General features: G+C 27.0%; 36 protein-coding genes, 2 tRNA genes, 2 rRNA genes and 1 pseudogene. 34 read left to right on the top strand and 7 right to left on the bottom strand.

Annotated elements, in window-relative coordinates; translation table 11 throughout:
* Positions 1–8: 8 nt before the first annotated feature.
* The 26 genes and pseudogenes from rplD (at position 9) to rplQ (ending at position 12649) form a co-directional block, all read left to right on the top strand.
* Positions 9–614 carry a 50S ribosomal protein L4 gene (rplD, locus tag AB4W46_RS01875; RefSeq protein ID WP_367678458.1) on the top strand — a complete coding sequence of 202 codons (606 nt, stop codon included), beginning with the start codon at positions 9–11 and terminating at the stop codon, positions 612–614.
* Positions 611–913 carry a 50S ribosomal protein L23 gene (gene rplW / locus AB4W46_RS01870; RefSeq protein WP_367678457.1) on the top strand — a complete coding sequence of 101 codons (303 nt, stop codon included), beginning with the start codon at positions 611–613 and terminating at the stop codon, positions 911–913. The genes rplD and rplW overlap by 4 nt, the downstream gene beginning before the upstream one ends.
* 26 nt (positions 914–939) lie before the next feature.
* Positions 940–1767 carry a 50S ribosomal protein L2 gene (gene rplB / locus AB4W46_RS01865; RefSeq protein ID WP_367678456.1) on the top strand — a complete coding sequence of 276 codons (828 nt, stop codon included), beginning with the start codon at positions 940–942 and terminating at the stop codon, positions 1765–1767.
* 15 nt (positions 1768–1782) lie between these two features.
* On the top strand, positions 1783–2067 hold the full coding sequence (gene rpsS / locus AB4W46_RS01860; RefSeq protein WP_367678455.1) for a 30S ribosomal protein S19: 285 nt from the start codon (positions 1783–1785) through the stop codon (positions 2065–2067).
* Between the two features lie 9 nt (positions 2068–2076).
* On the top strand, positions 2077–2409 hold the full coding sequence (gene rplV / locus AB4W46_RS01855; protein WP_367678454.1) for a 50S ribosomal protein L22: 333 nt from the start codon (positions 2077–2079) through the stop codon (positions 2407–2409).
* A 24-nt stretch (positions 2410–2433) separates the two neighbouring features.
* Entirely contained in the window at positions 2434–3144 is a 711-nt protein-coding gene (gene rpsC / locus AB4W46_RS01850; protein ID WP_367678453.1) for a 30S ribosomal protein S3, read from the top strand.
* A gap of 8 nt (positions 3145–3152) precedes the next feature.
* On the top strand, positions 3153–3557 hold the full coding sequence (gene rplP, locus AB4W46_RS01845; protein WP_367678452.1) for a 50S ribosomal protein L16: 405 nt from the start codon (positions 3153–3155) through the stop codon (positions 3555–3557).
* 4 nt (positions 3558–3561) lie between these two features.
* Positions 3562–3741, top strand: a pseudogene (gene rpmC, locus AB4W46_RS01840) (50S ribosomal protein L29); the annotation flags it as partial.
* Between the two features lie 16 nt (positions 3742–3757).
* Positions 3758–4012 carry a 30S ribosomal protein S17 gene (rpsQ, locus tag AB4W46_RS01835; protein ID WP_367678451.1) on the top strand — a complete coding sequence of 85 codons (255 nt, stop codon included), beginning with the start codon at positions 3758–3760 and terminating at the stop codon, positions 4010–4012.
* 128 nt (positions 4013–4140) lie between these two features.
* Positions 4141–4509 (top strand): 50S ribosomal protein L14, encoded by a 369-nt coding sequence (rplN, locus tag AB4W46_RS01830; RefSeq protein ID WP_367678450.1) that lies wholly within the window; start codon positions 4141–4143, stop codon positions 4507–4509.
* A 16-nt stretch (positions 4510–4525) separates the two neighbouring features.
* On the top strand, positions 4526–4843 hold the full coding sequence (gene rplX / locus AB4W46_RS01825) for a 50S ribosomal protein L24 (RefSeq protein ID WP_367678449.1): 318 nt from the start codon (positions 4526–4528) through the stop codon (positions 4841–4843).
* A gap of 12 nt (positions 4844–4855) precedes the next feature.
* Positions 4856–5392 (top strand): 50S ribosomal protein L5, encoded by a 537-nt coding sequence (gene rplE / locus AB4W46_RS01820; protein WP_367678448.1) that lies wholly within the window; start codon positions 4856–4858, stop codon positions 5390–5392.
* Positions 5393–5411: 19 nt separating this feature from the next.
* Positions 5412–5717, top strand: coding sequence for a 30S ribosomal protein S14 (rpsN, locus tag AB4W46_RS01815; protein WP_367678447.1), 306 nt, complete (start codon positions 5412–5414; stop codon positions 5715–5717).
* Between the two features lie 39 nt (positions 5718–5756).
* Complete coding sequence (rpsH, locus tag AB4W46_RS01810) at positions 5757–6152, top strand: 30S ribosomal protein S8 (protein ID WP_367678446.1); 396 nt, start codon at positions 5757–5759, stop codon at positions 6150–6152.
* A gap of 16 nt (positions 6153–6168) precedes the next feature.
* Positions 6169–6705: a 50S ribosomal protein L6 gene (gene rplF, locus AB4W46_RS01805; RefSeq protein WP_367678445.1), complete on the top strand. Its 537-nt coding sequence runs from the start codon at positions 6169–6171 to the stop codon at positions 6703–6705.
* Positions 6706–6718: 13 nt separating this feature from the next.
* Positions 6719–7075 (top strand): 50S ribosomal protein L18, encoded by a 357-nt coding sequence (gene rplR, locus AB4W46_RS01800; protein ID WP_367678703.1) that lies wholly within the window; start codon positions 6719–6721, stop codon positions 7073–7075.
* 9 nt (positions 7076–7084) lie between these two features.
* Positions 7085–7594, top strand: coding sequence for a 30S ribosomal protein S5 (gene rpsE, locus AB4W46_RS01795; protein ID WP_367678444.1), 510 nt, complete (start codon positions 7085–7087; stop codon positions 7592–7594).
* 8 nt (positions 7595–7602) lie between these two features.
* Positions 7603–7785: a 50S ribosomal protein L30 gene (gene rpmD / locus AB4W46_RS01790; protein WP_367678443.1), complete on the top strand. Its 183-nt coding sequence runs from the start codon at positions 7603–7605 to the stop codon at positions 7783–7785.
* Positions 7786–7790: 5 nt separating this feature from the next.
* Entirely contained in the window at positions 7791–8240 is a 450-nt protein-coding gene (rplO, locus tag AB4W46_RS01785) for a 50S ribosomal protein L15 (RefSeq protein ID WP_367678442.1), read from the top strand.
* On the top strand, positions 8237–9571 hold the full coding sequence (gene secY, locus AB4W46_RS01780) for a preprotein translocase subunit SecY (RefSeq protein WP_367678441.1): 1335 nt from the start codon (positions 8237–8239) through the stop codon (positions 9569–9571). The genes rplO and secY overlap by 4 nt, the downstream gene beginning before the upstream one ends.
* A gap of 46 nt (positions 9572–9617) precedes the next feature.
* Positions 9618–9734 (top strand): 50S ribosomal protein L36, encoded by a 117-nt coding sequence (gene rpmJ, locus AB4W46_RS01775; protein ID WP_367678702.1) that lies wholly within the window; start codon positions 9618–9620, stop codon positions 9732–9734.
* A gap of 61 nt (positions 9735–9795) precedes the next feature.
* Positions 9796–10152: a 30S ribosomal protein S13 gene (rpsM, locus tag AB4W46_RS01770; protein WP_367678440.1), complete on the top strand. Its 357-nt coding sequence runs from the start codon at positions 9796–9798 to the stop codon at positions 10150–10152.
* Between the two features lie 19 nt (positions 10153–10171).
* Entirely contained in the window at positions 10172–10561 is a 390-nt protein-coding gene (gene rpsK / locus AB4W46_RS01765; RefSeq protein ID WP_367678439.1) for a 30S ribosomal protein S11, read from the top strand.
* A 25-nt stretch (positions 10562–10586) separates the two neighbouring features.
* Positions 10587–11207 carry a 30S ribosomal protein S4 gene (gene rpsD / locus AB4W46_RS01760; protein WP_367678438.1) on the top strand — a complete coding sequence of 207 codons (621 nt, stop codon included), beginning with the start codon at positions 10587–10589 and terminating at the stop codon, positions 11205–11207.
* Positions 11208–11236: 29 nt separating this feature from the next.
* Positions 11237–12232, top strand: a complete 996-nt coding sequence (gene rpoA / locus AB4W46_RS01755; RefSeq protein ID WP_367678437.1) for a DNA-directed RNA polymerase subunit alpha — start codon at positions 11237–11239, stop codon at positions 12230–12232.
* Positions 12233–12274: 42 nt separating this feature from the next.
* Positions 12275–12649 (top strand): 50S ribosomal protein L17, encoded by a 375-nt coding sequence (gene rplQ, locus AB4W46_RS01750; protein ID WP_367678436.1) that lies wholly within the window; start codon positions 12275–12277, stop codon positions 12647–12649.
* Positions 12650–12705: 56 nt separating this feature from the next.
* Here rplQ and fmt read toward each other — a convergent pair whose 3' ends face one another.
* Positions 12706–13662: a methionyl-tRNA formyltransferase gene (gene fmt / locus AB4W46_RS01745; RefSeq protein ID WP_367678435.1), complete on the bottom strand. Its 957-nt coding sequence runs from the start codon at positions 13660–13662 to the stop codon at positions 12706–12708.
* A gap of 55 nt (positions 13663–13717) precedes the next feature.
* The gene (gene def / locus AB4W46_RS01740) at positions 13718–14158 is read right to left on the bottom strand and encodes a peptide deformylase (protein WP_367678434.1); all 441 of its coding nucleotides are present in this window, start codon (positions 14156–14158) and stop codon (positions 13718–13720) included.
* A gap of 132 nt (positions 14159–14290) precedes the next feature.
* Here def and AB4W46_RS01735 point away from each other — a divergent pair, with 132 nt between their 5' ends.
* The 7 genes from AB4W46_RS01735 (at position 14291) to cysS (ending at position 21177) form a co-directional block, all read left to right on the top strand.
* Positions 14291–14869 (top strand): Sua5/YciO/YrdC/YwlC family protein, encoded by a 579-nt coding sequence (locus tag AB4W46_RS01735; RefSeq protein WP_367678433.1) that lies wholly within the window; start codon positions 14291–14293, stop codon positions 14867–14869.
* Entirely contained in the window at positions 14856–15701 is an 846-nt protein-coding gene (aroE, locus tag AB4W46_RS01730) for a shikimate dehydrogenase (RefSeq protein ID WP_367678432.1), read from the top strand. The genes AB4W46_RS01735 and aroE overlap by 14 nt, the downstream gene beginning before the upstream one ends.
* A gap of 128 nt (positions 15702–15829) precedes the next feature.
* Positions 15830–15902, top strand: a tRNA-Glu gene (locus AB4W46_RS01725).
* Between the two features lie 169 nt (positions 15903–16071).
* A 23S ribosomal RNA gene (locus AB4W46_RS01720) occupies positions 16072–18979 on the top strand.
* 71 nt (positions 18980–19050) lie between these two features.
* A 5S ribosomal RNA gene (gene rrf / locus AB4W46_RS01715) occupies positions 19051–19166 on the top strand.
* A gap of 339 nt (positions 19167–19505) precedes the next feature.
* Positions 19506–19715, top strand: coding sequence for a transcription antiterminator/RNA stability regulator CspE (gene cspE / locus AB4W46_RS01710; protein ID WP_158349571.1), 210 nt, complete (start codon positions 19506–19508; stop codon positions 19713–19715).
* 196 nt (positions 19716–19911) lie between these two features.
* Positions 19912–21177: a cysteine--tRNA ligase gene (gene cysS, locus AB4W46_RS01705; protein ID WP_367678431.1), complete on the top strand. Its 1266-nt coding sequence runs from the start codon at positions 19912–19914 to the stop codon at positions 21175–21177.
* Positions 21178–21221: 44 nt separating this feature from the next.
* On the opposite strand, the gene folD is transcribed toward cysS, so the two are convergent.
* Positions 21222–22088, bottom strand: a complete 867-nt coding sequence (folD, locus tag AB4W46_RS01700) for a bifunctional methylenetetrahydrofolate dehydrogenase/methenyltetrahydrofolate cyclohydrolase FolD (protein ID WP_367678430.1) — start codon at positions 22086–22088, stop codon at positions 21222–21224.
* 82 nt (positions 22089–22170) lie between these two features.
* Here folD and AB4W46_RS01695 point away from each other — a divergent pair.
* Positions 22171–22244, top strand: a tRNA-Arg gene (locus AB4W46_RS01695).
* Positions 22245–22271: 27 nt separating this feature from the next.
* On the opposite strand, the gene AB4W46_RS01690 is transcribed toward AB4W46_RS01695, so the two are convergent.
* From AB4W46_RS01690 to dnaX, 4 genes are all read right to left on the bottom strand, one after another.
* Positions 22272–22913, bottom strand: coding sequence for an adenylate kinase family protein (locus AB4W46_RS01690; RefSeq protein WP_367678429.1), 642 nt, complete (start codon positions 22911–22913; stop codon positions 22272–22274).
* A gap of 12 nt (positions 22914–22925) precedes the next feature.
* Complete coding sequence (htpG, locus tag AB4W46_RS01685; RefSeq protein WP_367678701.1) at positions 22926–24800, bottom strand: molecular chaperone HtpG; 1875 nt, start codon at positions 24798–24800, stop codon at positions 22926–22928.
* A gap of 44 nt (positions 24801–24844) precedes the next feature.
* Positions 24845–25177, bottom strand: coding sequence for a YbaB/EbfC family nucleoid-associated protein (locus tag AB4W46_RS01680; RefSeq protein ID WP_367678428.1), 333 nt, complete (start codon positions 25175–25177; stop codon positions 24845–24847).
* A gap of 94 nt (positions 25178–25271) precedes the next feature.
* The gene (dnaX, locus tag AB4W46_RS01675; RefSeq protein ID WP_367678427.1) at positions 25272–26372 is read right to left on the bottom strand and encodes a DNA polymerase III subunit gamma/tau; all 1101 of its coding nucleotides are present in this window, start codon (positions 26370–26372) and stop codon (positions 25272–25274) included.
* Positions 26373–26412: the final 40 nt, after the last annotated feature.

The raw sequence follows: 26412 nt of genomic DNA, 5'->3' as shown, positions 1-26412 counted from the left end.
GAGTGTATATGAAATTAATTGTTCAAGATGAACAATCATTGATTTCAGTTTCTGATGAGGTGTTTAATAAAAATTTCAACGCGACTCTTGTACATCAAGTGGTTACTTCATATTTTTCGATGGCTCGACAAGGTAGTCGAGCTCAAAAAAATAAATCTGAAGTTTCCGGTTCTGGTAAAAAACCGTGGCGTCAAAAAGGTACTGGTAGAGCTAGATCTGGTTCAATTAGAAGTCCAATTTGGCGTTCTGGAGGTGTAACTTTTGCAGCAAAATCTAAATTATATATTCATAAAATTAATAAAAAAATGTATCGTGGAGCTTTAAAAAGCATTTTATCTAAACTTGTTCATCAGAATCGATTGATGGTTTTTAAAGATTTTTCAATACTAGAGTCAAAAACAAAGATACTATTAAATAAATTAAAAGAAATATCTATTATGGATGTATTAATTATTACCCTAAATATTGATCATAATTTATTATTAGCATCTCGTAATTTATATAAGGTACATACTAAGCCAGTAAATAAAATTGATCCAGCGAGTTTAATTTATTTTAAAAATGTTATTATTACTATAGAAGCAATTAAAGCACTGGAGGATCGTTTAATATGATTTCGAAATATAATATTTTTAAAGTTGTTCATTCACCACATGTTTCTGAAAAATCAAATATGTTGTTTAAAAAACATGATATTATTATTTTAAAAGTATCTATTAATTCTACTAAACAGGATATTAAATTAGCGGTTCAACAATTATTTTCAATTTCTGTTAGAAGTGTAAATACTGTTTTTGTAAAAGGTAAAATAAAAAAAAAAGGTAAATATAATACTCGTCGTAAAAATTGGAAAAAAGCATATATTAGATTACAAAAAGGTCAGAATTTAAATGTTATTAATAATATTATATAAATATATTATGAGGTTTAATGATTTTTATGGTAGTAATTAAATGTAATCCTACTTCTCCAGGTCGTCGTCATGTTGTAAAAATAGTAAATCAAAAACTTTATAAAGGTCGACCATTGTTATCGTTATTACAACATAATAATAAAAGTGGTGGAAGAAATAATTGTGGTCGTATTACAACTCGACATATTGGAGGAAGACATAAACGTTTATATCGTTGTATTGATTTTAAACGTTGTAAAGACAACATATATGCTCGAGTGGAAAGATTAGAGTATGATCCAAATAGATCTGCTAATATAGCATTAATTTTATATCAAGATGGTTCAAGAAGTTATATTCTTGCTCCAAAAGGTTTAGAAGTCAATCATCAGGTTATTTCAGGAATAAATATTGATATTAAAATTGGTAATAGTTTACCAATTATGAATATCCCTACAGGAACTTTGATTCATAACATTGAATTGCGTGTAGGAAAAGGTGGACAAATTGCTAGGACAGCAGGAAATTATGCTCAAATTGTTTCTATAGAAGATAAATATGTTAGTTTACGTTTACGATCTGGTGAAATTCGTAAAGTTAATGCTCATTGTAGAGCGACTATTGGTGAAGTGAGTAATTCAGAACATATGTTACGTATGTTGGGTAAGGCTGGTGCATCACGTTGGAGAGGAATTCGCCCTACAGTAAGAGGTACTGCAATGAATCCGATTGATCATCCTCATGGAGGTGGAGAAGGAAGAAACTTTGGTAAACATCCTGTAACACCATGGGGAAAACAAACAAAAGGTAAAAAAACTCGCCGTAACAAACGTACAGATCGTTTTATTTTAAAGAATCGTAGTAATAAAAAATAATATTAAGGATATTTTATGCCTCGATCACTTAGAAAAGGCCCATTTATTGATGTTAGTTTATTAAGAAAAGTGGAAAAAGCAATAATTTCTGGTAGTAAAAAATTAATAAAAACTTGGTCTAGACGTTCTACTATTTTCCCTAATATGGTTGGTTTAACAATATCTGTACATAATGGCAGACAGCATATTCCAGTGTTTATTACAGAAGAAATGGTTGGTCATAAATTAGGTGAATTTTCTTTAACAAGAACGTATCGTGGACATATTGCTGATAAAAAAATTAAAAAAAAAGTAGGGTAATTTAATTATATGGAAATTATAGCTAAATATAAAAAAGCAAAATCATCTGCTCAAAAAGTACGATTAATAGCAAATTTGATTCGTGGTAAAAAAGTAATACCAATTATGGATGTTTTAAGATTTCATAAAAAAAAAGCAGCAGAATTAGTAAAAAAGGTTTTGCAATCTGCGATTTCTAATGCTGAACATAATTATGGAGTTGATATAGAAGATTTGTTCATTAAAAAAATATTTGTTGATGAAGGACCGGTTATGAAACGCATGTCTCCAAGAGCTAAAGGACGTTCAGATCGTATTTTAAAACGGACTAGTCACATTACAATTATTGTATCTGTTAAATAAATTGTTAAAAATAGGATATGAATCATGGGTCAAAAAGTACATCCACATGGTATTAGATTAGGGATAGTAAAAATCTGGAATTCTACATGGTTTGCACAAAAGAAATATTTTTCTCAATATTTACATAGTGATTTTCAAATACGTGAATTTTTAAAAAAAAAATTAAGTAAAGCATCGGTATCAAGAATTATTATTGAACGTCCAACTAAGAGTCTTCGTGTTACTATTTATACGGCTCGTCCTGGAATTGTTATTGGAAAAAAAGGTGAAGATGTTGAAAAATTAAGATTAGTAGTATCAAAAATTACAAAAGTTCCAACTCAAATAAATATTGTTGAAATTAATAAACCAGAACTAGATGCAAAATTAATTGCTGAAAATATTACTATGCAACTTGAACGACGAATCATGTTTAGAAGAGCAATGAAAAGAGCTGTACAAAATGCTATGAGACAAGGAGCACAGGGTATAAAAGTTGAAATTAGTGGTCGTTTAGGTGGAACAGAAATTGCAAGACGTGAATGGTATCGTGAAGGTCGTGTTCCATTGCATACATTACGTGCAAATATTGAATATAGTTTGTCTGAAGCACATACAACTTATGGTATTATTGGTGTTAAAGTATGGGTTTTTAAAGGTGAAATTTTAGATAGTATGCAGTTTTTAAGGGATGAAAATAAAAGTTTTTTTAAAGAAAAAAAACAGTATCGAAAATTTAAAAAAGATAGGAGATAAAAGTATTTATGTTACAACCTAAGCGTACTAAGTTTCGTAAAATGCATAAAGGACGAAATCGTGGATTAATTTGGAATTCAAGTATTCATTTTGGTAAATATGGATTACAAGCTGTTACTCGTGGTCGATTAACATCACGTCAAATTGAATCTGCGAGAAGATCTATTACTAAATCTATGAAACGTCAAGGTAAATTATGGATACGTATTTTTCCAGATAAACCAATTACTCAAAAACCATTAGAAGTTAGAATGGGAAAAGGTAAAGGTAATGTTGAATATTGGGTAGCATTAATACAACCTGGTAAGATTCTGTATGAGATTGATGGTTTATGTGAAGAAGAATCACGTTTAGCATTTAAATTAGCAACATCAAAATTGTCTGTAAAAACAGTTTTTATTCATAAATGGTGATTTAATGAAAGTATCATTTTTAAAAAAACAAACATTAAATGATTTAAATTTTGAATTATTAAATTTATTAAAAGAACAATTTAATTTAAAAATTCAACTTTCTTCAGGAAAATTAAAAAAATTTCATATTTTAAGAAAAGTACGTAAAAATATTGCAAGAATTAAAACAATAATTACTGAAAAAAAAGGTATTATTACACATGATAATCAAAGTAAAAACATTAAGAGGTTGTGTATTAAGTAGTAAAATGCATAAATCTGCAGTAATTGTCATTGAGAGATTTGTAAGACATCCTATGTATCAAAAATTCATTAAAAAAAAAAAAAAAATTCATATTCATGATGAAAATAATATATGTTCTAATGGTGATATAGTAGAGATATCTGAATGTCGTCCAGTTTCTAGAACCAAATCTTGGGTTTTTGTAAAAATTATTAAGAAATTTGTTCTTTAATAATTTTATTATAATGAAGACATGATTATTGACATGTCTTCTTTAACGCATTATAAATAAAATAGTAACATATTTATATATAGCATTTAATATTATTGATCAGTATTAATTTTGGAGTATAAATATTTATGATACAAGAACAAACTATGTTGTTTATTGCTGATAATTCTGGAGCAAAATCTGCTATGTGTATTCGAGTTTTAGGTGGTTCAAAAAAGAGATATGCTAAGATAGGAGAATTAATTAAGGTAGCAATAAAAGAAGCGATGCCTCGTGGGAAAATAAAAAAAGGCGAGGTTTTTACTGCTGTTGTTGTTCGTACTAAAAAAGGTATACGTCGTTCTGATGGTTCTTTAATTCGATTTGATAGAAATGCTTGTGTAATTTTAAATAATTTACATCAACCAGTTGGAACACGAATTTTCGGACCTATTACTAGAGAATTAAGAACATCTAAATTTATGAAAATTATTTCATTAGCTCCAGAAGTTTTGTAATATAAGGATATCAAATATGGCTTTAAAAATTCGTTGTTCTGATCATGTAGTTGTTTTATCTGGTCGAGATAAAGGAAAAACAGGGATTGTTAAATGTATTTCTTCAAATAAAAAAAAAGTGATTGTTGAGGGAATTAATATTGTTAAAAAACATCAAAAAGGTATTCCATCTCAGAATATTCATTCTGAAATAATTAAAAAAGAGTCTTTTTTATATATTTCAAAAATCGCAATCCTAAATTTAGAAACTAAAAAAGCTGATCGTGTTGGTTTTAGATTTGTAGATGGTAAAAAAGTGCGATTTTTAAAATCGAATAATCAAATTATTAAATAAATTAGGGATATTATGTTTGAGTTGAATGAATATTATAAGTCACACATTATGAAACATTTAATGAAAAAATTTAAATACAGATCTGTCATGCAGATACCAAAAATTAATAAAATTACATTAAATATGAGTCTTGGTCAATCAAATAATAAAAAAGAACTTGAATTAACAATGCAAGATTTAAAAAATATTTCAGGTCAAAAACCTTTAATTACTCATGCAAAAAAATCTATTGCTGGTTTTAAACTACGTCAAGGTTATCCTATTGGTTGTAAAGTAACTTTGCGTGGTGTTCGAAAATGGGATTTTTTAAATCGACTAATTAATATTGTGATACCAAGAATTCGAGATTTTAGAGGTTTTTCTAAAAGATCTTTTGATGGTCGTGGAAATTATAATTTAGGTATACGAGAACAAATTATTTTTCCTGAAATTAATTATGATAAAATTGATAAAATACGTGGTTTAGATATTTCAATTACTACTACTGCAAATAATGATGATGAAGGTTTTGAATTATTATCTTCATTTCGATTCCCATTTCAATTATAATAATATTTAAGGTATTTAAATGGCTAAACAATCCATGAAAGCTCGTGAGGTAAAAAGAATAAAATTAGGTAAAAAATTTTTTTTTCAACGTCAAAAACTTAAAAAAACCATTTTAAATGCTTCCGTTTCAAAAAAAAAAAGATGGAATGCTGTATTAAAATTACAAATGTTACCTCGTGATTCAAGTTTATGCAGACAACGAAATCGTTGTTTACAAACTGGTCGACCGCATGGATTTTTAAGAAAATTTGGTTTAAGTAGAATTAAAGTAAGAGAGTCAGCAATGCGAGGTGAAATTCCTGGTTTAAGAAAGTCAAGTTGGTAACATTCATATTAATTATATTACGATAAGTGAGTCATAATAATGAGTATGCAAGATCCAATATCAGATATGTTAACAAGTATTCGTAATAGTCAAATGGCAAATAAAATTTTTGTTTGTGTTCCATCTTCTAATTTAAAAATTGCTATTGCTAAAGTTTTACAGCAGGAAGGTTATATTTCAAATTATGTGATGATGAAAAATAAACATCATTTGATATTAAAAATTTTTTTGAAGTATTTTAACGGAAAATCAGTCATTGAAAATATAAAACGTATTAGTAAACCAAGTTTACGTATTTATAAAAGTAATAAGGATTTACCTGTTGTAATGGATGGTTTAGGGATTTTGATTTTATCTACTTCTAAAGGCGTTATAAGTAATAAAACAGCGAATAAAATTGGTATTGGTGGTGAAGTTATTTGTTCAGTATATTAATTTATTGGAGGTTAAATTGTCACGTATTGCGAAAAAACCTATTATAGTGCCTAATAATGTTAATATTATTATTCGTAATAATACGATTACTGTTGATTGCAATGGTAAATTAATTTCTCAAAATTTAAATCGTCTAGTAAAGGTAAAATATCATAATGATAGGTTATTTTTTGAATCTCAAGATAATAATAGCAATGGTTGGATGCAAGCTGGCACCTTACGTTCTTTAGTATCATCGATGATTTTAGGTGTTACAGTTGGTTTTTCAAAGAAATTAAAGTTAATTGGTGTAGGTTATCGTATTAACATCGAAAAAAATAATATTATTACTATGTCTTTGGGTTATTCACATGTTATTCATTATTTTTTACCAAATGATGTTACAGCTGAAATTATTTCTGCAACAGAAATAATTTTAAAAAGTTTTAATAAACAATTATTAGGTCAAGTTGCAGCAAATTTACGTTCAAAACGTAAACCTGAAGTTTATAAAGGTAAAGGCGTTCGATATTTTGATGAATATATACGTATTAAAGAGGCTAAAAAAAAATAAAATGAATACTAGTATAAATAAAAAATTATCTCGCATACGTCGAGGTTTAAAAACTCGTATAAAATTAAAATCATGTGACATGATGAGATTAGTGATACATCGTACATCTCGTCACATGTACGCACAAATTATTGATCCTATTTCTTTTAATGTTGTAGTATCCGCTTCAACATTAGAAAAATCTATTAGAAAAAATCTTATTTCATATACTGGAAATCAAGATTCTGCAAATTATATTGGTGATACAATTGCTAAACGAGCCTTAAAGAAGGGCATTAGTACGGTTTCTTTTGATAGATCTGGTTTTAAATATCATGGTAGAGTAAAAATGCTAGCAGAGTCTGCTAGAAAATCAGGATTAAAATTTTAAGGATTAGTAATGAAATTAAATCATCATGAAAAAAATATTAATACTGAATTAAAAGAAAAATTAATTACAGTAAATAGAGTTTCTAAAACTGTAAAAGGGGGTCGAATTTTTTCATTTACTGCATTAACTGTTGTAGGCAATCAAAATGGTAAATTAGGTTTTGGCTATGGTAAGGCTCGGGAAGTTCCTTTTGCAATTCAAAAAGCAATGGATCAAGCTCGACGTAATATGATAATAATTGAAATTGTACGTGGAACTTTACAGCATGCAGTAGTTGGTATTCATACTAGTTCAAGAGTTTTTATGAAACCTGCTGCAAAAGGAACAGGAATTATTGCTGGTGGTGCAATGCGTGCGGTTTTAGAAGTATTAGGGATACATGATGTTTTAGCGAAAACATATGGTTCTACAAACCCTATCAATGTTGTTAGAGCAACAATAAATGGTTTAAAAAAAATGAAATCACCAGAAATTATTGCTGCTAAACGAAACAAGCTAATTTCTGAAATATTAGGATAAAATTATACATGTCTAAAAAAATATTTATTACACAGATTAAGAGTTCTATTGGTCGTTTGCCAAAACATAAAGCAACAATATTAGGTTTAGGTTTACGTTATATTGGTCATACAGTAGAACGAGAAGATACTATTTCAGTTCGAGGAATGATTAATAAAATTTCTTATATGGTTCATGTAAAAAAGGGATAATCACATTGTATTTAAATACTTTAAATTTTATTCGTGGAACAAAAAAAACACATAAAAGAGTTGGTCGTGGTATAGGAAGTGGTTATGGTAAAACATGTGGTAGAGGTCATAAGGGTCAAAAATCTAGGACAGGTTCAAGTATTAGGAGAGGTTTTGAAGGTGGTCAAATGCCGTTATATAGAAGACTTCCTAAATTTGGTTTTTCTTCTCGGAAAAAAAATATTACTGCTGAAGTTCGTTTATTTGAAATTAATAAAATAGATGATCGTATAATTACATTAAATGTATTAAAAAAACATAATATTGTTAAAAAAAGTATTAAGTATGTTAAGATTATTAAATCAGGTACAATTAATTATCCTATTATTATTCAGGGATTAAAAGTTACAAAAAATGCTATTGAGCTCATAAAAAAAATCGGCGGCAAAGTTGAGGGAAAAATTTCAAAAAAATGATTTATAAAATACAATCTAAATTTAAAAATATTCATCATACAATATTAGAATTTAAACAAAGAATTTTTTTAATCATATTTTCAATAATTGTATTTAGATTTGGTTCTTTTATACCAATTCCAGGAATGAATCATACTGTATTATTAAAATTTTTAAAGTTGCAACAAGGTAGTATAGTAGATCTATTTAATATGTTTTCTGGTGGTTCTTTGAGTCGAGCTTCGATTTTTTCTTTAGGAATCATGCCATATATTTCTTCTTCTATTATCATTCAAATGGTTACTTTAATATTTAAGAGAATGTCAGATATAAAAAAATATGTTGGTTTTCAAAAAAAACAGAATAAGCAATATATTAGATTTTTAACTCTTTTCTTAGCTTTAATACAATCTATTGGTATTGCATTAACATTACCACATATATCTGGTTTAGAGGGTTTAATATTAAATTTAGATTGGTATTTTTATTTAACTACAGTAATTAGTTTATGTACTGGTACAGTTTTGTTAATGTGGTTAGGTGAATTAATTACTACTGCTGGTATTGGTAATGGTATTTCTATTATTATTTTTATTGGTATTTTATCTAAGTTTCCAATAACAATCTCTAATGTTTTTTTTCAGATTAAAAATGGAAATTTATCAATTTTTATGTTTTTTTTAGTTAGCATAGTTGTTTTTTTTATAGTTTATTTGGTTGTTTTGGTAGAAAGTAGTTATAGAAAAATTATTTTACATCATTCTTCAAGTCGTAATTCAAAAAAAAATAATTTTATTAAACATACTCATTTACCATTAAAAGTTAATATGTCTGGAGTTATTCCAGCAATTTTTTCATCTCATTTAATTATTTTTTTATCTACTATAATATCATATTTTAGTGTTAATACTAATGTACATTTTTTGATACATATAATATATTATTTACAACCTGGTCATATTTTATATATAATATTATATTCTTTATTTATTTTTTTATTTTGTTTTTTTTATTCAAGTTTGTCATTTAATGTACGAGAAATGTCTGAAAATTTAAAAAAAACTGGAGTATTCATATTAGGAATTAGACCAGGAATAAAAACATCTCAATATATTCATGGTATTATGAATAAATTGATTATTTTAAATGCTATATATATTATTTTTATATGTTTACTTCCAGAATTTTTACGAATGATTTTTAGAATTCCTTTTTATTTTGGCGGAACATCTTTATTAATAATAGTAGTAGTAATTATTGATGGCATTAATCAAGTACAAACACTTCTGATATCGAAAAAATATCATTCGATATTAAAGAATAACACATTAACTATGTATAATGAATATTAATTATTTAAATAATTTAAATATTTTAATTACTAATTTTGGTGGTGATATGAAAGTTCGAACATCAGTAAAAAAATTTTGTCGTGATTGTAAAATTGTAAATAGAAAAAATGTTATTAGGGTTATTTGTACTAGTTATCCTAAACATAAACAAAGACAGGGATAATTTTTATAAATATTTATATATATAAAATTTTATTTCTTTTAAAGAATTATAGAGGAATATAATGGCTCGTATTGCAGGAATTAATATACCTAATAATAAACATACTGTGATTGCATTGCGTTTAATATATGGTATAGGGAAAACACAATCTAAAAATATTTGTATTACTTGTAATATTTCAGAAAATATAAAAATTAAAGACCTTAGTGAAAATCAATTGGATATATTGAGAAAAGAAATTTCAAAATTTATTGTTGAGGGTGATTTAAGAAGAGAACGTGCATTAAATATTAAACGATTAATAGATCTTGGGTGTTATCGTGGTTTTCGTCATCGTAGAAGTTTACCAGTTAGAGGTCAACGTACTAAAACGAATGCTCGTACTAGAAAAGGTCCACGTAAACCAATAAAAAAATAATTTTAGAGAGTTTTAATGTATGGGAAAATTTTCAAAACGAACAAAAAAAAGAATTAAACAACAAATTTTAGATGGTATTGCTTACATTCATGCATCATTTAACAATACTATTGTTACTATTACTGATCGACAAGGTAATGCTTTGGGTTGGGCAACAGCAGGTGGTTCTGGTTTTAGAGGATCAAGAAAATCTACTCCTTTTGCAGCTCAAGTTGCTGTTGAAAAATGTATCACATCCATTAAAGATTATGGTATGCAAACTTTAGAAGTAATGGTAAAAGGTCCTGGACCAGGTAGAGAATCTACTATTAGAGCATTAAATAATGCTGGATTTAAAATTACTAATATTACTGATATTACTCCAATTCCACATAATGGATGTCGTCCACCTAAAAAACGTCGAGTTTAAATTGACAATATTTTGAGAGATTAAAATGGCAAAATATTTAAAACCAAAGTTAAAATTAAGTCGTCGAGAAAACACAGATTTGTTTTTAAAATCAGGTTATAAATCTATTGAATCAAAATGTAAATTAAATCAAATACCTGGTCAACAAGGATCGAGAAGATCAAGACTTTCTGAATATGGAGTACAATTACGAGAAAAACAAAAAGTACGTCGTTTGTATGGTATATTAGAACGTCAATTTCGTAATTATTATAAGAGGTCTTCAAAATTAAAAGGTAACACTGGAGATAACTTATTAAAGTTATTAGAAAGTAGATTAGATAATGTAGTATATCGTATGGGTTTTGGGTCCACACGAGCTGAATCCCGTCAATTAATTAATCATAAAACAATTATGGTGAATGATCGTATTGTAAATATTGCATCATATCAATTATCTGCTGATGATTGCATTCAAATACGTAAAAAGTTTCATAAACAATCTCGAATTAAATCTTCTTTAGAATTATCGCATCATAGAGAAAAACCAACTTGGATAAAAGTCAATTATACTACATTAACAGGTGTATTTATTCGAATTCCTGACAGATCGGAATTATCTGCAGATATTAATGAGCATTTAATCATTGAATTTTATTCAAAATAAATTATAAATGAACATTTGGAGAAATGTAAATGCAAAATCTTTTGACAGGTTTTTTAAAACCAAAGATAGTTGATGTTGAGCAAATTAGCATGACTCATTTCAAAGTTACCTTAGAACCTTTAGAGAGAGGTTTTGGTCATACTATCGGTAACGCATTACGTAGAATTTTACTTTCTTCAATACCAGGATACGCGATTACTGAAGTTTATATTAAAGATGTTTTACATGAATATAGCGCTAAAACTGGAGTTCAAGAAGATATTTTAACAATTTTGTTAAATTTAAAATCGTTATCTATTATTTTGTATAATAAAGATGATGTAATGTTAAGAATAAAAAAATCTGGTATTGGTCCTGTTCGAGCGTCTGATATTATTCATGATGGTGATATCGAAATTATAAATTCAAAATATGTAATTTGTAATTTAACTGATCAACATACGTGTCTTGATATGCAAATGAGAGTAGAAAAAGGTATTGGTTATGTTACGGCTGCTTCTAGAATAGCATCTCGTGATGTTAATAAAAATATTGGATTTATATCATTAGATACATGTTATAGTCCTATTGATCGTATTGCTTATGTTGTAGAATCCACTCGTGTTAATAAAAGAACTGATTTAGATAAATTAATTATTGAAATTGAAACTAATGGAACAATTGATCCTGAGGTTGCTATTCGTAAAGCTGCCACTATTTTATCGGATCAGTTATCTGCTTTTGTGGATTTAAAAAATATTATTAAACCTCCAGAAGTTATTAAAGAAAAAAAACCAGAATTTGATCCTGTTTTATTGAAATCAGTAGATGATTTAGAATTAACTGTTCGATCAGCAAATTGTTTAAAAACTGAAAGAATACATTATATTGGGGATTTAATTCAAAAAACTGAAATAGAACTTTTAAAAACACCTAATCTTGGAAAAAAATCTCTAACTGAGATTAAAGATATACTGGCTTTAAGGGGTTTATCTCTTGGGATGAAGCTAAAAAAATGGCCACCTAAAAGTTTATTAAGTGAATAAAATATTCAATTTGTATTGTGATTGTTAAGGAATAAAATTGATATGAGACATAAAAAAAGTGGTCGTTATTTAAATCGTACTTCTAGTCATTATACATCTATGTTTAGAAATATGATGTGTTCGTTATTGCAGTATGAATTTATTAAAACTACTGTTCCAAAAGCAAAAGAACTACGAATGATTATTGAACCATTAATTACAATTTCAAAAATTGATAATACTCCTAATAGGAGGTTAGTTTTTTCTCGTATTCGTAATAAATTTATTGTTTCAAAGTTATTTAACGAAATTGGTCCATATTTTTTAAATCGATCTGGTGGTTATACAAGAATTTTAAAATGTGGTTTTAAATCAGGTGATAAATCTAATGTTGCTTATATTCAGTTTGTAGATCGTAATATCATACAAAATAAATAAAATATTAACATTAGTTGTTATATAACGGCATTTTATTGCCGTTTAATTCCAAATAATCATAATGATTTTTTAGATTTTATTTTTTCAATAATGTTATTTTTACTTTGTATCCATTGTGATACATTTATAATATTTTTACCTGGTAGTTGGATTTTTTCTATTTTTATTATGTTTTTTTTAGTCTGAATTTGTATTCCATGAATATTTATTGAAATAATTTTTCCAATTGGGTATTCTATATCTGATTTTATTACTTTTACTTTATGAATTTTAATATTAGTATTATAAAAATTAATGTATACACTTGGCCAAGGATAAAACGCTCTAACCATACGTTCTATTTTATTAGCAGGAATTAAGAAGTTAATTTCTCCCATTTTTTTATTTATTTTTTTTGTATATGTTGCTTCCATTTCATTTTGTTTTAATGATTTATATTTTTTATTTTGTATTTTTTTTAAAGCATATAATATTGCTTTTATACCTATTTTACATAATTTTATTATTAAACTGCTTGTAGTTTCTAATTTTTCAACTTTGCATTTTACTTGATGTAATATATTTCCTGAATCCATCTTATTATTTATTTTTATAATACTAATCCCAGTATATTTATCACCGTGTAAAATTGTCCACTGTATTGGAGATGCTCCTCTCCATTTTGGTAATAATGATGCATGAATATTGATACCTCCCATAGGGAATATTTGTAACAATAAGTCTGGGATTAACATTCCATAAGCAACAACAATAATAATATCTGCTTTGATTTTGAATAATTCTATACAATTTTTTTTTTTATTTATATTTTTTGGTTGTGATACTGGAATATTATATTTTTTTGCAAGCGTTTTTACTGGTGATTCTTGAATTTTTCTACCCCTACCATATGGTTTGTCGGGTTGAGTAATAACATGTACAATTTTGTGTTCAGATGATATTAGTTTTTTTAAATGATATGATGCAAAATATGGAGTTCCAGCAAAAACAATTTTTAATGGTTTAAAATTCATATTCATATAGTGTAAACATTCATGGATTTAATAAGGTATTAAAATTATAATATGATTAATAGTCTATAAGTAATTTACCTTGTAAATGATCCATTTCATGTTGTATACATATAGATAATAAATCTTTTGCACTAATTTTTGTTTTTTGACCATAGTAGTTTAATGCTTCAATTTTAATTATATGTGATCGGTTAATATTTTTTGTGACATTTGAAATTGATAAACAACTTTCTTCAATTTGAATTATACCATATTCATATGTTTTTTTAGGATTAATTAGAATTATTGGTTTTTTTTTATCTTTTGTGATATCAATAACAATAATTTGTAAATGAATATTTACTTGTGTTGCTGCTAATCCTATACCTTTTTTTTTATACATTGTTTCTAACATATCATGAATTATTTTTTGGATTTTTTTATCTATTTTTTTTACTGGTTTTGCTTTTTTTCTCAGTCTTTTATCTGGATGTTGTAATATTTTTAATAATCCCATATGAAAAAATTTTTAATTAAGTATTTATATATGATATCATGTATTTTAATTTATTATTATACGAAATTATAAAAAATATAAAATAGTAATATTTAATGAATAAATTATAAATGTGTAAAAATTTTTAATATGATGATAAAAAAAAAATCTTATTTTTCTTTGATGCATTGTTTAAACCTTTTAAATAATAATGATATTATTGCGTATCCTTCGGAATCAGTATTTGGTTTAGGATGTAATCCTGATCATCAAGATACAATTTTAAAATTAATAAATTTAAAAAATAGAAATAGAAATCAAGGTTTAATTTTAGTTGCTTCTCATTATTATCAATTATTACCTTATATTAATGAAACTTATCTTTCTATTAAAGAAAAATCAATAATGTTTTCTTGTTGGCCAGGATGTATTACATTTTTAGTTCCATCACAACCAAATGTTTCTAATTTAATTACTGGTTATTCAGGTTTAATTGCTGTAAGAGTTACTTCTCATGCTATTTTAAGAAATTTATGTTGGTATTATGGAAAGCCTATTATTTCTACTAGTGCTAATATTTCTGGAATGCAACCATCAAAAACTCCTAATGAAGTATGTGATTTTTTTGGTTCAGATTTTCCAATATTAGATGGTAATATTGGTAATTTTTTGTATCCTTCTAAAATTTTTAATATTATTACCGGAGAGTGTATTCGTGATGAATCAAGATAAAAAATATAATTATGTTTTGTTTGGAACAGATATTCATTATTCGAAATCACCAATGATTTATCAGATGTTTTCTAATCAGACAAAATTTAATATAAATTATGAAATACAATCTATCAAGGAAGATTCATTTTTTGAAACTTTAAAAAATTTTTTTCAAAATTACGGAAAAGGTGCAAATGTTACAATTCCATTTAAGGAGGATGCGTATAAAATATCAGACATTTTAACTAATAGAGCAAAAGTATCTGGATCAGTAAATGTATTGAAAAAAAATAAAGATAATAGTATCACTGGTGATAATACTGACGGAATTGGTTTTTTGTGTGATTTAAAAAGATTAAATTTTATTCATAAAAATAAAAAAGTATTATTAATTGGAGCAGGAGGAGTAGCAAGAGGTATTATTCCAGATTTATTATTTTTAGGTTGTAAGATTGATGTTGTCAATAGAACTTTTAAACGTGCTTATAATTTGTCTATTTTTTTTAAAAAATTAGGTGTAATTAATGCAATAAAAATTAATGATTTAAAAAAATTAAATTATGATATTGTTATTAATGCAGTATCATTAAAAATAAAACGTATGGATGATATTTTTAATTCTGATATTGTATTTTATCCTGAAAGGACAATATTTTATGATGTATGTTATAGTGATGATATGACACCATTTTTGATTTGGTGTAAAGATAATGGGGCATTATATTATTCCGATGGTATTGGAATGTTAGTGAGTCAAGCAGCATATTCTTTTTATTTATGGAGTGGTATTTTACCAAATATTTCATCTGTAATTAATATCTTGAATCAAAATAAAAAATATTTTTTTTAAAATTATATAATAATATTTGAAGAAAATATTTGACTATTTTTTAGTATTTTGTGATAATTAGATTTCTTCAGGATAAAATGTTTTTATTATTTTTTTTAATTATTATAAATTTTTTATTTTTATTGTTAGTCCTCTTCGTCTAGCGGTCCAGGACATCGCCCTTTCACGGCGGCAACAGGGGTTCAATTCCCCTAGAGGACAAATGAAAAAAAATAAAAAAAAATAAAAAAATATATATGAAAAAAATACATATTATGTTATTATAATGAATAATATTTAAGTTTTATATTTTATTTATAAAAAATAAAATATAAAATTTTTTATGCTCTTTTAAAAAATAGAATTAATAAAAAGCAACTAAATTTTGTTAGATCAAGCAATTAAGCGTATATGGTGGATGCCTTGGCAATCAGAAGCGAAGAAGGACGTGCTAATCTGCGAAAATTATCGGTGAGCTGATAAGAAGCGTTATAACCGGTGGTATCCGAATGGGGAAACCCGACATTTTTATGTCATTGTTAGCTAAATTAAATAGGTTAACAAAGCTAACCAAGAGAACTGAAACATCTAAGTATCTTGAGGAAAAGAAATCAATTGAGATTCTCTTAGTAGTGGCGAGCGAAAAGGGAAAAGCCCAGAGTTATAATCTTTTTAATTTTTAATAGAATATTTTGGAAAAAATAGCGATACATGGTGATAGCCCAGTATATGAAAAAAATTATATTAGTGAACTCAAAAATTAGAACGAGACACGAGAAATCTTGTTTGAAGATGGGGGGACCATCCTCCAAGGCTAAATACTCCTGATTGACCGATAGTGAACTAGTACCGTGAGGGAAAGGTGAAAAGAACCCCGGTTAGGGGAGTGAAATAGATCCTGAAACCATATACGTACAAGCAGTAGAAGCCTATTTTATCAGGTGACTGCGTACCTTTTGTATAATGGGTCAGCGACTTGTATTTTGTAGCAAGGTTAACTGTTTAAGGAAGCCGTAGGGAAACCGAGTCTTAAAAGGGCGTTAAGTTGCAAGGTACAGACCCGAAACCCGGTGATCTAGCCACGGGCAGGTTGAAGGTTGGGTAAAACTAACTGGAGGACCGAACCGACTGATGTTGAAAAATCAGCGGATGACCTATGGCTAGGGGTGAAAGACCAATCAAACCGGGAGATAGCTGGTTCTCCTCGAAAGCTATTTAGGTAGCGCCTCGTGAATTCATCTTTAGGGGTAGAGCACTGTTTCGGTTAGGGGGCCATACCGGCTTACCAATCCGATGCAAACTCCGAATACTAAAGAATGCTATCACGGGAGACACACAGCGGGTGCTAACGTTCGTTGTGGAAAGGGAAACAACCCAGATCACCAGCTAAGGTCCCAAAATTATAGTTAAGTGGGAAACGATGTGGGAAGTCATAGACAACCAGGATGTTGGCTTAGAAGCAGCCATCATTTAAAGAAAGCGTAATAGCTCACTGGTCAAGTCAGCCTGCGCGGAAGATGTAACGGGGCTAAAACTATATACCGAAGCTGTGGCAATAAAAATATGATTTTTTTTATTGGGTAGAGGAGCGTTCTGTAAGCCTGTGAAGAAATATTGTAAAATATTTTGGAGGTATCAGAAGTGCGAATGCTGACATGAGTAACGATAAAGCAGGTGAAAAACCTGCTCGCCGAAAAACCAAGGTTTCCTGTCCAACGTTAATCGGGGCAGGGTAAGCCGACCCCTAAGGTGAGGCCGAAAGGCGTAATCGATGGGAAACAGGTTAATATTCCTGTGCTTAATTTTATTGCGATGTGGTGACGAAGTAGGTTAGATTATCCAGGTAACGGATGTTCTGGTTTAAGCGTGTAGATATAATAACTAGGTAAATCCGGTTATTTTTAAGTTGAGGCGTGATGACGAGTTATCAAGGTAACGAAGTAATTAATACCACACTTCCAAGAAAATCCTCTAAGCTAACGATAAAATTAAATCGTACCCAAAACCGACACAGGTGGTTAGGTAGAGAATACTAAGGCGCTTGAGAGAACCCAGGTGAAGGAACTAGGCAAAATGGTGCCGTAACTTCGGGAGAAGGCACGCTGATATTAAGTAATAAGATTTACTCTTAGAGCTGTAATCAGTCGAAGATACCAGCTAGCTGCAACTGTTTATTAAAAACACAGCACTGTGCAAACACGAAAGTGGAAGTATACGGTGTGACGCCTGCCCGGTGCCGGAAGGTTAATTGAAGGGGTTAAAGGAAACTTGAAGCTCTTGATCGAAGCCCCGGTAAACGGCGGCCGTAACTATAACGGTCCTAAGGTAGCGAAATTCCTTGTCGGGTAAGTTCCGACCTGCACGAATGGCGTAATGATGGCTAGGCTGTCTCCACCTGGGACTCAGTGAAATTGAAATTGCTGTGAAGATGCAGTATACCCGCGGCAAGACGGAAAGACCCCGTGAACCTTTACTATATCTTGACATTGAGTATTTATTTTTAATGTGTAGGATAGGTGGGAGGCGTAGAATCTAGATCGTAAGGTTTAGTGGAGCCAACCTTGAAATACCACCCTTTGAACTTGAATATTCTAACCTTGTACCGTTATCCGGTATAGAGACAGTGTCTGGTGGGTAGTTTGACTGGGGCGGTCTCCTCCCAAAGAGTAACGGAGGAGCACAAAGATTGGCTAATCACGGTCGGAAATCGTGAGGTTAGTGTAAAGGCATAAGCCAGTTTAACTGTGAGCGTGATAACGCGAACAGATGCGAAAGCAGGTCTTAGTGATCCGGTGGTTCTGTATGGAATGGCCATCGCTCAACAAATAAAAGGTACTCCGGGGATAACAGGCTAATACCGCCCAAGAGTTCATATCGACGGCGGTGTTTGGCACCTCGATGTCGGCTCATCACATCCTGGGGCTGAAGCAGGTCCCAAGGGTATGGCTGTTCGCCATTTAAAGTGGTACGCGAGCTGGGTTTAGAACGTCGTGAGACAGTTCGGTCCCTATCTGCCGTGGGCGTAGGAAGATTGAGAGGGTCTACTTCTAGTACGAGAGGACCGAAGTGGACGCATCACTGGTGTTCGGGTTGTCATGCCAATGGCATTGCCCGGTAGCTACATGCGGAAAAGATAAGCGCTGAAAGCATCTAAGCACGAAACTTGCCTCAAGATTAGTCTTCCCTGAGACGAAAGTCTACTGAAGGGACGTTGAAGACTACAACGTTGATAGGCTGGATGTGTAAGCATAGTGATATGTTGAGCTAACCAGTACTAATGACCCAAGAGGCTTGATCTAACAAATATAGTTGTTTTTTATTAATTTTATTGTTAATATTTTTATATATATTTATAAAAATATATTTTATTCCTGGCGAATATAGTGTAATGGTACCACCTGATTCCATACCGAACTCAGAAGTGAAATATTATAACGCCGATGTTAGTACGAGGTCTCCTCGTGTGAAAGTAGGACATTGCCAGGGATAAGATATATTTTTTTATTATTTAATTATTTATTTATTTAATTATTTAATAAAATATTTCATATATTAATAATTAATAATACATTTTTTATATTTATAATATTATAATTTAATTTTTAATTATTATTATTTAAATATTCATTATAAATATTTTATATTAATTTTTATTATAATTTAGATTATTGTTTTAAATTTGTTATAATTATTTAATAACATTTGTAAATTTAGATTGTTTACATTTTTTACTTTTTAAATTTTCAATATTAATATAATTCTATTATATTACTTTTAAAGTAAAATTGATTTTTTTTTTAGTGTTTTATGGTTAAGGTAATTTAGATGTCCAAGATTAAAGGCAATGTAAAATGGTTTAATGAATCTAAAGGTTTTGGTTTTATTACACCTGAAGATGGAAGTAAAGATGTTTTTGTTCATTTTTCAGCAATTCAAAGTAATGGTTTTAAAACTTTGTCAGAAGGTCAAAGTGTTGAATTTGAAATAACTGAAGGTGCAAAAGGACCTTCCGCAGCTAATGTTGTTAGTCTATAATAATTTTATTAATGTAATGTGTAACAGTATTTTATTTTTAATATGACATATTCGCCACAGTATAAAAATTGTATTGTAGTTCTGTGGTGAAATATGAAGTTAATTATACTGATATATTTTTATATTTTTATATTTTTATATTTTTATATTTTTAATTTTTATATATTAAATCAATATTCTTATGTAAGAGCTAGTGATGTTAAAAATTTTTAATACTATAACGAAAAAAAAAGAAATATTTATTCCATATTTTTCAAATATAGTTAATTTTTATGTATGTGGTATAACGGTATATGATTACTGTCATATTGGGCACGCACGTACATTTATATCATTTGATATGATGATAAGATATCTTAATCATTGTAAATACAAAGTTAAATATATCCGAAATATTACAGATATTGATGATAAAATTATAAATAAATCAAAAAAATTTAATAAAAAAATCTCTGATTTTACAGATGAGATGATTATTAATATGAATAAAGATTTTTTAGATTTAGGTTTAATTCCTCCATATATTGAACCTCGTGTCACGAATCATATTAATGATATTATTTTTATGATCGAAAAATTGATTTCTAAAAATCATGCTTATATTGGATTAAACGGCGATGTTTTATTTTCAGTAAATAGTTTTAAAAAATATGGACGTTTATCGAAACAAAATAAATATAAATTAAAGATGAATAACTTAGTTAATCTAATGGATGAAAAAAATTCTGATTACGATTTTGTTTTATGGAAGAAAAAAAGTTTTTTAGATTCTCCAAATTGGAATTCTCCATGGGGTTTTGGTAGACCAGGCTGGCACATAGAATGTTCAGCTATTAATAATGTTTTTTTTGGAAAATATATTGATATTCATGGTGGAGGTTCAGATTTGATTTTTCCGCATCATGAAAATGAAATTGCTCAATCCGTTTGTTATAATAACCAAAAAGATTATGGAAAATACTGGGTTCATGTAGGTTCTTTATTGATTAAAAATCAAAAAATGTCAAAATCCTTATTGAATACTATTTTATTACGTGATTTGTTAAAAAAGTATAATTCAGAAATTATTCGTTATTTTTTTTTATCAACCCATTATCGTAAACCATTATATTATAATTCTGATAATATTTATAGATCAGTTTTTTCTTTAAGAAAATTTTACATTGTTTTGCAAAATTTGTACAACAAGATAATTATTAAAAATAAATTTTTTGTTTTAAAATATCAGTATTTTTGTATAGATTTCTATCATGCTATGTATGATGATTTTAATACCCCTAAAGCAATATCTGTTTTATTTTCGATATTAAAAGAAGTGAATTTACTATTAAGAGAGAATAAATTATTTCTTGCAACACAGTTGATTTTTCAATTGAAATATTTATCTAGAATTCTTGGTCTTTTAAATCAGGATCCAAAAAAATTTTTAAAATATCTTAATAATTTATTAATAAAAAAATAGTATAATTTTTATTTATAAAATATTTTTATATTGAATTATAAAAATTAATATTGATGTTTGTTTTGGTAGGCTTCTAATGTATTTTCCAATAATGTAGCTACTGTCATTGGTCCAACTCCTCCTGGAACAGGAGTAATATATGATACTTTTGGAAAAACAGATTTAAAATTTACATCTCCATAAATTTTTTTTTCTTTGGGTAATTTATTAATTCCAACATCAATAATAATAGATCCAGATTTAACATCTTGATCATTTAGAAAATTTGGTTTTCCAATTCCGATAATAATTATATCAGATTTTTTAGTATGTTTTTTAATATTTTTAGTAAATCTGTGAGTAATAGTAATTGTACATCCTGCGAAAAGTAATTCTAGTGCCATTGGACGACCTACAATATTTGAAGCTCCTATTATTGTTGCATGTAATCCTTGCATTCTAATTTTATACTGATTTAGAAGGGTTATAATTCCTTTTGATGTACAAGGTCTTAGTTTTGGAGTTTTTTGACATAAACATCCAATATTATACGGATGGAATCCATCCACATCTTTTTTTGGGTGAATTGTTTTAAAGATATTATTAGGATTAATATGATTTGGTAGTGGTAATTGTATTAAAATACCATCAATTTTTTCGTCATTATTTAGTGTTTTAATAAGTTCAATTATTTTTTTTTCTTGGACTGAATTATCAAAAATCCATTCTTTGGTTGAAATTCCAACATCTTGACAAGCAATATTTTTTTTTTTTACGTATAATTTAGAGGATTCATTATTGTTAATCCAAATCATTGCTAGTGAAGGAAAACGTTTACCAGAACCTGTTTCATTAATAATAGAGTTTTTTATCTTTTTTATCATTATTTTTGAAACATCTATACCATTAAGTATTTTATTTTTTTGTATCATATAAATATCCTACTTGAAATTTAATATATATTATATATAATAATATGATATATTATTAATTTTTAATACATTATATATTTTAGCGCTCTTAGCTCAGTTGGATAGAGCAACGGCCTTCTAAGCCGTAGGTCATAGGTTCGAATCCTATAGAGCGTATATTTTTATAATATTTTATAATTATTTTTATAATATTTTTTTTATTTGTTTGTTTATAGATTCAATATTTTGATCTGAATTTATTTTTAAATATTTAATTTTATTTTTATGAATATCATTCATAAAAAAATTTAAAATTGTTTTTTTAATATTTTGATATTCAATACATCTTCTATTAATAGTATTAATATTATCATCTTTTCGAATGACTAGTGGTTCTTTTGTAATATCATCTATTTCTGGAGATTTTGGAGGATGATATATAACATGATATGTTCTACCTGATTTAGGGTGTAATCTACGGCCTAAGATTCTTTCATATATGATATTTTTTTTTAAACTTAATTCAATAATGTAATTAATTTTAATATTATTTTCTTTTATTTTTTTTGATTGATATAATGTTCTTGGAAATCCATCTAAAATAAAACCTTTAATACAATCTTTTTTTTGGATTCTTTTTTTGATTAAATTTATTATTAAATTATCATCAATTAATATTCCTTGTGAAATTTTTTTGTTAATCAAAATGTTTATCTTTTGATTTTTAATTATATTTTTTCTGAGTATATCTCCTGTTGAGATGTGTGGTATATTATATTGTTTCTCTAATAATTGAGATTGTGTGCCTTTTCCAGATCCTGGTGGACCTAATATTATAATTTTCATATGATTATTAAATTACTTCTGAATAAGAATTTTATTAATATTTTTTATGAATTCATTTGGATTTTCTAGAGTTCCTTGATATGCAAGTAAGGATTGTTCAAATAAAATATTAATCCATAAATCGATATTTTGATTTTTTTGTTTCATATTCATTATTTTTTTAATTATTTTATGTTTTGGATTAATTTCTAATGTATATTTTACTGGTGGTGTTTTTTGTCCAGCTGCTTCAAATAATTTAGACATTTGTTTACTCATAGTATTTTTATCTGATACTAAAACTACTGGACTTTCAAAAAGTCTATGACTAATATTCACTTTATGTATTTTATTTTTTAAGATGTTTTTGATGTCATCTAAAAGATCTTTTACTTCCTGTTTAATTTTTTGATTTATTTTTTCATCAAATATTTTTTCAAATTCATCATCAATTTTATTAATAGATTGAAATTTTTTATTTTCAAATTCAGTTAAGTAATTCATCATCCATTCATCAATGTGATTTGATAATAATAATACATCAATTTCATGTTTTTTAAAAATTTCTAAATATGGACTATTTTTTGCAGAATTGTAGTTTTCTGCAATAACAAAATATATTTTATTTTGTTTAGTATGCATATTTTTAATATAATCTTTTAAAGATAATTTTTGTTCTTGAGAATTTGATTTCATGGAAGAAAAACGTAACAAACCTGCAATTATGGATTGGTTTTTTAAATCTTCAGCTATTCCTTCTTTTAATATATTTCCAAACTCTTTCCAAAATATTTTATATTTTTCTTTTTCTTGAATGGAAATTTTTTGTATTAGTTTTAATATTTTTTTTGTCAATGCTTTTTTTAAAACTTTTGTAACGTAACTTTCTTGTAAAATTTCTCTTGAAATATTTAATGGTAAATTATTGGTATCAATTATTCCTTTAATGAATCTTAAATAGTTTGGTAAAAATTGATTTACATCATCCATAATATAAATTTTTTTTACATATAATTTCAATCCGTTTTTTTTATTTTCTTGATCCCATATATTCCATTGTGATTTTTTTGGTATATATAATAAATTTGTATACTCTTGAGTACCTTCAACTTTATTATGTATCCATGATAATGGTTCGTTTATATCTTTTGTTAAATATTGATAAAATTTTTTATATTCATCATCACTAATTTGTGTGCTTGGGATTGTCCATATTGATTTTGCAGTATTAATTTGTTTCCAAGATAATATTTTATTTTTTTCATCATATTCTTGAATCTCTATTGCAATGGAAATATGATCTGAATATTTTTTAATAATTTCATTTATTTTCCATTCTTCTAAAAATTGTTTTTCATCATTTTTTAAATGTATTTCGACTTCTGTTCCATTTTCTTCTTTGTATGTTGTTTGAATACTGTATTCACCTTTACCTTCTGATTCCCATAAAATACTATTTTTAGGATTATTTTCTTCTGCATATCTAGTTTTTACAGTGACTTTATTTGCAACAATAAATGATGAATAAAAACCGACACCAAATTGTCCAATTAATTGGTTATTTTTTATATCTTGGGAAGATAGAGATTGTAAAAATTTTTTTGTTCCTGAATTTGCAATTGTTCCTAAATTTTGAATTACATCGTCTTTAGTCATTCCAATTCCATTATCAGAGATAATGATTGTATTTTTTTTTTTATCAATTTGTATTCGAATACGCATATCATGGTTTTTAAATTTATTACTTGTATCTGATAAGCATTTGAATTTCATTTTATCAATTGCATCTGATGCATTTGATATTAATTCTCTAATAAAAATTTCTTTATTAGAATACAGAGAATGTATCATTAAATGTAATAATTGTTTTGTTTCAGATTGAAAACTATATTTTTCCTTTTTTTGAATATTCATTTTATGATTCCTTTCTTTAAATAATCTTAATATTACTGTTATCCTAATAAATTAATATCATTAGGAAATGGTATTCCTGTAGATAAGTTTGATATTTTATTTTTTTTTTCTTCATTAATTTTTCTATTTGCATCATTAAATGCCGCAACAATTAAGTCTTCTAAGATTTCTTTATCGTTTTTTTTAATCAGAATTGGGTCAATATCTATTTTGGTACAGTTATATTTTCCATTGATGGTAATTTTTACCAATCCTGCACCAGATTCTCCTGTAACTTTCATTATTGCAATTTCATTTTTTGCTTGATTCATTTTTTCTTGCATTTTTTGTGCTTGTTGCATTAAATTTCCAAGGTTATTTTTATCAAACATGGTATTTAATTCCTTTTTACTATACATCACACAATTATATCATGAATGATGTATTGTTTTTTATAATATATAACAATTTTATCATATTGTCTATTTAAAAAATGATTTTATTTTTTATTTCATTTAATAAATTCAATAGTGTGATTTCTATTCCAATTTTTTTATTTGGTGCCAAGAAAAGGTTTTTTCTTCCGTTTAATATTATTTGATAATATTTTTTTAATTCAGAAAAATTAATTTTTTTGGATATTTCGATAATTTTTTCTGTATGATATGATCTTTTCTTTTTTTTTTGAGATTTTTTGATAATTATGATAGCAATCTTGTGGAAAATTTTTAATATTTCTATTAAAATTTTTTCTAAATCTATATTAGAATTATATATTTTTTTTAATATCTTAAATAATTTTATGGTATTCTTTTTAAATATTGATAATATAATATTCAATACTTTTTCTTTACTGATCATACCAAATATTTTGAATACAGAATCAAGAGTAATTTTTTGATTACTAAACATCATAACTTGCTCAGTTAAATTTAAAGAATCTCGTATGCTTCCTTCGGATTTTTCAGCAATAATATGAACAGCTTCTTCTTCAAAAAATATCTTTTCTTCATTTAAAATATTTATTAAATTTTTTTTAATGTCTGTTATATCTATTGGAGTAAAGTAGAAATACATACATCTAGATATGATGGTATCAGGTACTTTATTAATATTAGTGGTAATAAGAATAAATTTTGCATATTTTGGTGGTTCTTCAAGGATTTTTAGTAGTGCATTAAAGCTGTGTTTAGATAACATATGTACTTCATCAATTAAATAAATTTTAAATTTTCCTTGAATAGGTATGTATTTTACTGTATCTAGTATTTCTTTTATGTTTTCTACTCTTGTTTTAGAAGCAGCATCAACTTCAATTATGTCTGGGAAGCAACCTAATTGGATGTTTTTACAATTTTTACATTTATTGCAAGAATATATTTGATTTCGGTTTTTACAATTTAAGGATTTTGATAACAAACGTGCTATAGTTGTTTTTCCAACTCCTCGCGTTCCATAGAATATCCATGATTGATGTATTTTATTGAGTGTAAAACTATTCAAAAGTGTTGTAATAATGTGATTTTGTCCAATAATAGAGTCAAAAGATTGCGGTCTCCATTTTCTTGCTAATACTATATAATGCATGTTCGTTTTCTTTATAAAAATAATATTTGATATCATATAT

It is taken from the genome of Buchnera aphidicola (Panaphis juglandis), assembly GCF_964059065.1.
Lineage (GTDB): Bacteria > Pseudomonadota > Gammaproteobacteria > Enterobacterales > Enterobacteriaceae > Buchnera_L > Buchnera_L aphidicola_AM.
This window is presented reverse-complemented; position numbering and strand designations above follow the sequence as displayed.